Origin of the sequence: Dolichospermum sp. UHCC 0315A (genome assembly GCF_008121535.1) — a bacterium.
In the GTDB taxonomy this organism is placed as follows: domain Bacteria; phylum Cyanobacteriota; class Cyanobacteriia; order Cyanobacteriales; family Nostocaceae; genus Dolichospermum; species Dolichospermum lemmermannii.
The window spans coordinates 4,939,001-4,945,000 of sequence record NZ_CP043056.1 but is presented as its reverse complement, the minus strand read 5'-3'; the positions used below and the strand labels follow the sequence as shown (position 1 = coordinate 4,945,000).

The following is a 6,000-nucleotide window of genomic DNA, read 5'->3' as shown; positions in this document are numbered from 1 at the left end:
AGCTGACGACAGCCATGCACCACCTGTGTTCACGCTCCCTAAGGCACTTCCATCTTTCAACAGAATCCGTGACATGTCAAGTCTTGGTAAGGTTCTTCGCGTTGCATCGAATTAAACCACATACTCCACCGCTTGTGCGGGCCCCCGTCAATTCCTTTGAGTTTCACAGTTGCCTGCGTACTCCCCAGGCGGGATACTTAACGCGTTAGCTACGGCACAGCTCGGGTCGATACGAGCTACGCCTAGTATCCATCGTTTACGGCTAGGACTACTGGGGTATCTAATCCCATTCGCTCCCCTAGCTTTCGTCCCTCAGTGTCAGTTTTGGCCTAGCAGAGCGCCTTCGCCACCGGTGTTCTTCCTGATATCTACGCATTTCACCGCTACACCAGGAATTCCCTCTGCCCCGACCATACTCTAGCTTTGTAGTTTCCACTGCTTTGATCTGGTTGAGCCAGACTCTTTAACAGCAGACAAACAATGCCACCTGCGGACCCTTTACGCCCAATCATTCCGGATAACGCTTGCATCCTCCGTATTACCGCGGCTGCTGGCACGGAGTTAGCCGATGCTTATTCCTCAGGTACCGTCATTTTTTTCTTCCCTGAGAAAAGAGGTTTACAACCCAAGAGCCTTCCTCCCTCACGCGGTATTGCTCCGTCAGGCTTTCGCCCATTGCGGAAAATTCCCCACTGCTGCCTCCCGTAGGAGTCTGGGCCGTGTCTCAGTCCCAGTGTGGCTGATCATCCTCTCAGACCAGCTACTGATCGTCGCCTTGGTGCGCCTTTACCACACCAACTAGCTAATCAGACGCAAGCTCTTCTTCAGGCAGCAAGCCTTTCACCTCTCGGCACATTCGGTATTAGCCACCGTTTCCAGTGGTTGTCCCCAACCTGAAGGTAGATTCTTACGCGTTACTCACCCGTCCGCCACTAAATCCCGAAGGATTCCGTTCGACTTGCATGTGTTAAGCATACCGCCAGCGTTCATCCTGAGCCAGGATCAAACTCTCCATTTTGTTTCTTTCGAGTTTGTCGGCTCCGAAATTAGTTAAAATCTCGAATCCTCTTTCAATTATCTTGACGACGAGGATTGGTTTAATCTATTCTTTCAAAGTATTATTTTTTCTCGGTTCAGTTGCCGTGAGTTGTTTTCTTTCTCCGGCACTCAACTAATATAGCAATCCTTTCTTTTCCTGTCAAGGGGGTTGGGAAATATTTTTTGGGGAGGGGAAAATAATAGCTGAAATCTTTGTGAAAATAGGGATTCAGCCTATTTTCTAAGTTATTCAGTCTGGTAAAAAAACAGGAATTATCTTTTTGGTCTCATGCAGGTTAGCGAAGGAATCAATCGGCAATAAAGGGGTTAAACTCTATGTTCCCCTGATTTTTAGTGATAATCATGGCTTTTTGCCATCCTAATCATAGTATTTGAGATTACTTATTTGGAGGTTTTTGAGGGTGAAGCCTTTTGCAAATGTAGTAATGTATTATACAGTTGCTTTTTTAAATTATTGTTGTTTTGGATTTCTAAGGTGATTTTATTGAATCTTTCAACTGTAAGACCACTATCCTCGACTATTTTTTGAGAATGGTTGCAGTAATTTCCGGCAATATCTTTGGCTTTGCCAGGTAGTGCATTGATACTTGTAGGATCATTACAGATCACTTGGGGAACATCTTTGCTACCGATGAGTTTTTTGATTTCCTCAAAGGCTTGCTGACGGACTGGTTCCATCCCCAATACAGCTTTTGCATAGTTAGTTACTTCTGTATTGTTGATGTTTAAGGTTTGAGCGATTCCTTGGGAATTGAAGCTGAAAGTCCCGAATATCAGACTTGCAGTGGCAATAGTTGCCAAAATCAAGGGTTGAGAGAGAATTCGCTGCAACCGTTTGGTTGAATGAAGACTGTAAATTTTGAGCATATATAATACAGGTGACACAGAAAGACAAACAGGAAATGTGATCGATCATAAGTTTGAATTATTTTCTGAATTAGAAGTTCCAGTCAAGATTGAATCAATATATTATTGATATTGATGGGGTTATTAAATGCGGCGACATATTTGACAAAGTTCGATGACTTTAGTTTGTAGGGTTGAGGTTTCGGATGCACCTTGCTTGAGGCTGACTTCTAATTCTAATAGCAGTGGTAAGGCAGAGATGAGTTGCTGTAGGGGGAGAGATTTGACTTCTTGCTGTAGGAAGTAGATGCGTTTGGGGTTAGAGATTTCCGCACCTTGAGCGATGGCTTGGGGGTTGCGTTCACCACTGTCCATCATCATTTTTACTAATAACCAGGTGCGAAATTGACCAATGAGTGTGGCAACTATCCGTAAACCTGGTTCGGCTGCATTGCTGAGATCACCTAAGATTCCTAAGGCTTTTGGGGTGTCTCCAGTTCTGATGGCTGTTGCTAGTTGTAAGGTGTTTTGAGTAGTATTTCTGACTAATTCCGATACTGTATTCACATCTAAAGGTTTGCCACTACCTTCTGTATAAAGACGTAATTTTTCTAGTTCATTGTAGAGAAGACGGGTATCGTTACCTACTGATTCGGCTAATAGTTCGGCGACGAGGGGACTTATTTTTATACCGACAGTTTGAGCGGCTTGTTGAACTGATTGGACTAAAAGTTCGGTTTTCCAAGGAGGAATTAGGGGAAATTCGGAAATTGTAGCAAATTGTTTGAGGAGTTTTGTACTTTTAAGGCGTTCATCTGGTTTGTTGCGACTGGTTAATAGTAAAGTGGAATCTGGGGGGATGACTTTGAGAGTGCGTTGTAATTCGGCTAGGATAGGCTCTGGACAATTTTGCCCCAGAGTGGTGTTAATGAGCCACACGAAACGCCCACCTGCCCCGAATGGCGGTGTCATTGCTTGATTTAAAGCTTGGACTATTGGATCGGGTTGATCTGCGGGAAATGAGGTATAGTTAAAACTAGTCCAGAGGGGATCAAGGATGCGATCGCGTAAAGTTACTACGGCTTTTTCCATGGCAAAATCGTCTTCGCCCCAGTAAACATATATTGGCATTGCAATTTAAAATTAAAAATTAATTTGGTCAAATTGAGTAAATCTCCCTACAATCTATCAAAAGAGCGCAAGGTGATCAAGATTGGACGACAACTACCAAACCTATTTAAATCGGGTAGCACACATGACGCTACCAGAAGCTTACAAAACCCAGATTCAGCATATTCAGGAATCTTCTAAATTTCGGGTTCATGCTGGAGTCAGAGTTGCTACACCCTTTCCAGGCTATACGCTGATTACCCCACCAGCAGCAGAAGACCTGAAAAACGCTGCTTTCTACGGTCAAATAGAAGCCTATCAACGGCAATTATTAGAGCTACCCATTGGTGGTGATTTGATTGTACCTGTTCCTGCTGTTAGTTTTCATCTGACGGTGGCAGATTTAATTTGGGATAGTGCTTTTCATCATGCTTGTACAAAAAATCCCCAATTTGCTGAAGATTTGAATTCTCAGTTGGCTGAGATGTTTCAACAATATCAACAATTGATGACAAAGGGATCTCCTATATCTTGGCAAATGTTGGGGTTGATTGTGATGCCCAGGGCTGTAGGTGTGTGTTTAGTACCAAAGGATAAACGTTCTTATGAGGAAATTATTCAGTTCCGACGGATAATTTATCAAAATCGCAAATTAATGGGCTTGGGTATTGAGCAGCATTATCATTTTACGGCTCATGTAACATTGGGGTATTTTAGCGAAATTCCCCCAGAGTTAGATCGGGTAAATCTGAATACAATGTTTTGTGAGTTTAATCAATCATTGCCGTTAGATACTCCAGATTTTCTCATTGATAAGGTGGAATTACGAAAATTTGATAATATGATCCGCTATTATCGTCAACCAGACTGGCCGAGTTTGGATTTTTAAGTAATTCATAGTAGGGGTTTAGCACTGCTAAACTCCTACAAACTCGACACATATAACAACTATGCGGCAGTTGAGCCAGATCATCATGGCCATGTTAGCAATGAGCGGACGAGTAACGATGTTGGGAATATCACGTTGGACGCTTAGTGGTGGTAGTTATCGGACGGTAATCAGATTTTTTCAGACAGTCATACCGTGGGCAACGGTGTTCTGGGTGTTTTTTTGGCGGCATTTGTTTTGCCCAAATGATGTTTAGTTGTTGGCAGAAGACGAAGTAGTAATAAGCAAAGCCGGGAAAAAAACCTATGGATTAGATAGGTTCTTTTCCAGTCTAATAAGTAAACCAATATCGGGTCTATCTTTTTTTACATTATCATTAGTAAGTGTTCAACAAAGACACTCATTTCCGATTCAAATAGAACAGGTAAAGTTACACATAATTTCCAAGCGATCGCACCTCCCAACATCCCCTACAACAGCGAACTGCTTGCAGCAGCGCTTCGCTATCGCATCCCATCATCCCTTACAACAGCGAGCCTATTTAGTTGAGGATGATAATGTTACGAGCGGCTGAGTAATAACTTTTCTGTTTTTAGCTACCTGTTTTTTTCTTAAATCTTGACAAATTTCATGCAAATCATAATTAAAGGATTTAGCGTGTTCTTCTCGGATTTTGTAAATTTCTTCTAATACTTCATCTTTCCACATATTTAATCTCCCATAAGTTCATAAGGTGTACAAATCGTTGGTAGTTCATATCCAGATTGAATACTAATTTGTGAGAGTTTTTTCTGGATTTGTGCATTGGCAATATGTTTACAGTTCCATGTTAACAAATAATCTACTTTATAAACAGTGGCTAAGGCAATATGCAAGGCATCATCAGATGCTTTAGGAGGAAGATTGCTTTTTGTCAGAAATTGCTGGGCTAATTCTTCCACTGCTTCATTGAGTGCTAATAATGGTAACTCACTTATTAGATCCAGTCGTTTAGTAGCTATTTCTTGATCTCCTCTGGCTAATTCTTCTAGAACTACTTCCGAAATATATAGAGTAAAATTTTCCCGACGAGTATCCCACCAATTTTGTGTAATTACTGAATTTGAAGCAGTAATTAGATTAGTGCTTGGTCTAATTGTTAGATAGCCAATAATACTGGTATCAAGATATAGACTTTCAATCATTATTAAATATTTAAAAAAATTATTTATTATTTTACTATATGATTGCTACAAACAACCGATCGCATCCCACATCCCCAAAAATGGTACATCCCACATCCCAAAAGCGAACTGCTTGCAGCAGCGCTTCGCTATCGCACTTCCCACATTCCCAAAAAGCGAACTGACAAGTCAGCGCTTGCGCTGTCACAAATTAAATTCCTGTCAGACTATAATAAAATCAAGGGATAATCTACTAAATAATAGCCTTGGTGATGACTAAAAAAGAAAAACTATGGCAAAAAGCTAAAAATAGTCCAGAAAATCTAACTTTTGATGAATTTGAAACTCTCCTCATTCAGAATGGGTGGGAATTTAGTCGTCAAAAAGGAAGTCATCGTTTATGGTATTCACCGGGTGGCCAACCTTTACCAATTCAACCTCGTAAAGATGGAAAAGCAAAACTCTATCAAATTCAGCAGTTTTTTGAATATCAAGAGGGAAATCAGTAATGACTTTAAATAATTATAATTTTAATGGCTTTACAATTAATTTATATATTGATGAACAAGGAGATTGGTTAGCACATTTACAAGAAATACCTAATATTTCAGCTTTTGGTGATACTCCTGAAGAAGCTTTGCAAGAACTAAAATTAGCCTGGGAGTTAGTGAAGGAAGATTATCAACAAAAGGGTAAAGAAATTCCCTTTGCTCCTGTGCGTAGAAAACTGTACTCTTCATGAAGCGATTCCTGCGGAGCGCTTCGCTATCGCACTCCCATCATCCCTGAAAGCGAACTGCTTGCAGCAGCACTTACGCTATGGCATTCCCATATCCCCAAAAATGGTACATCCCATATCCCCAAAGCGAACTGCTTGCAGCAGCGCTTCGCTATCGCCCTCTCATATTCACAAAACGGTTTCCCAGGAGCGAT

The 6,000-nt window shown here is 41.3% G+C and carries 8 protein-coding genes, 1 rRNA gene and 1 pseudogene (1 of these 10 running past the window's edge); 4 read left to right on the top strand and 6 right to left on the bottom strand.

Annotated features, from left to right (window positions below; translation table 11 throughout):
* The 3 genes from BMF77_RS23425 to holA all read right to left on the bottom strand — a co-directional run.
* Nucleotides 1–1,018 (bottom strand): 16S ribosomal RNA (locus tag BMF77_RS23425); it reaches 471 nt to the left of the window's first position.
* 422 nt (nucleotides 1,019–1,440) lie between these two features.
* Nucleotides 1,441–1,926, bottom strand: a complete 486-nt coding sequence (locus BMF77_RS23420; RefSeq protein ID WP_148766235.1) for a DUF4168 domain-containing protein — start codon at nucleotides 1,924–1,926, stop codon at nucleotides 1,441–1,443.
* A gap of 123 nt (nucleotides 1,927–2,049) precedes the next feature.
* Entirely contained in the window at nucleotides 2,050–3,036 is a 987-nt protein-coding gene (gene holA / locus BMF77_RS23415) for a DNA polymerase III subunit delta (protein WP_148766233.1), read from the bottom strand.
* Nucleotides 3,037–3,118: 82 nt separating this feature from the next.
* On the opposite strand from holA, the gene BMF77_RS23410 reads away from it, so the two are divergent.
* Both BMF77_RS23410 and BMF77_RS23405 read left to right on the top strand, forming a co-directional pair.
* Nucleotides 3,119–3,904, top strand: a complete 786-nt coding sequence (locus BMF77_RS23410) for a DUF1868 domain-containing protein (RefSeq protein ID WP_148766231.1) — start codon at nucleotides 3,119–3,121, stop codon at nucleotides 3,902–3,904.
* Nucleotides 3,905–3,965: 61 nt separating this feature from the next.
* Nucleotides 3,966–4,331: pseudogene (locus BMF77_RS23405) on the top strand (transposase); the annotation flags it as partial.
* Between the two features lie 110 nt (nucleotides 4,332–4,441).
* Here BMF77_RS23405 and BMF77_RS27015 read toward each other — a convergent pair.
* The 3 genes from BMF77_RS27015 to BMF77_RS27010 are packed head-to-tail and all read right to left on the bottom strand — an operon-like array spanning nucleotide 4,442 to nucleotide 5,275.
* A complete protein-coding gene (locus BMF77_RS27015; RefSeq protein WP_168204483.1) occupies nucleotides 4,442–4,612 on the bottom strand; it encodes a hypothetical protein in 171 nt (56 codons plus the stop codon).
* A gap of 2 nt (nucleotides 4,613–4,614) precedes the next feature.
* Nucleotides 4,615–5,088, bottom strand: coding sequence for a type II toxin-antitoxin system VapC family toxin (locus BMF77_RS23400; RefSeq protein WP_015079758.1), 474 nt, complete (start codon nucleotides 5,086–5,088; stop codon nucleotides 4,615–4,617).
* Between the two features lie 34 nt (nucleotides 5,089–5,122).
* Nucleotides 5,123–5,275 carry a hypothetical protein gene (locus tag BMF77_RS27010; protein ID WP_158310516.1) on the bottom strand — a complete coding sequence of 51 codons (153 nt, stop codon included), beginning with the start codon at nucleotides 5,273–5,275 and terminating at the stop codon, nucleotides 5,123–5,125.
* A 64-nt stretch (nucleotides 5,276–5,339) separates the two neighbouring features.
* Here BMF77_RS27010 and BMF77_RS23395 point away from each other — a divergent pair, with 64 nt between their 5' ends.
* Nucleotides 5,340–5,576: a type II toxin-antitoxin system HicA family toxin gene (locus tag BMF77_RS23395; RefSeq protein WP_053540399.1), complete on the top strand. Its 237-nt coding sequence runs from the start codon at nucleotides 5,340–5,342 to the stop codon at nucleotides 5,574–5,576.
* Complete coding sequence (locus BMF77_RS23390) at nucleotides 5,576–5,809, top strand: type II toxin-antitoxin system HicB family antitoxin (RefSeq protein WP_053540398.1); 234 nt, start codon at nucleotides 5,576–5,578, stop codon at nucleotides 5,807–5,809. Before BMF77_RS23395 ends, BMF77_RS23390 begins: the two co-directional genes overlap by 1 nt.
* Nucleotides 5,810–6,000 lie beyond the last annotated feature (191 nt).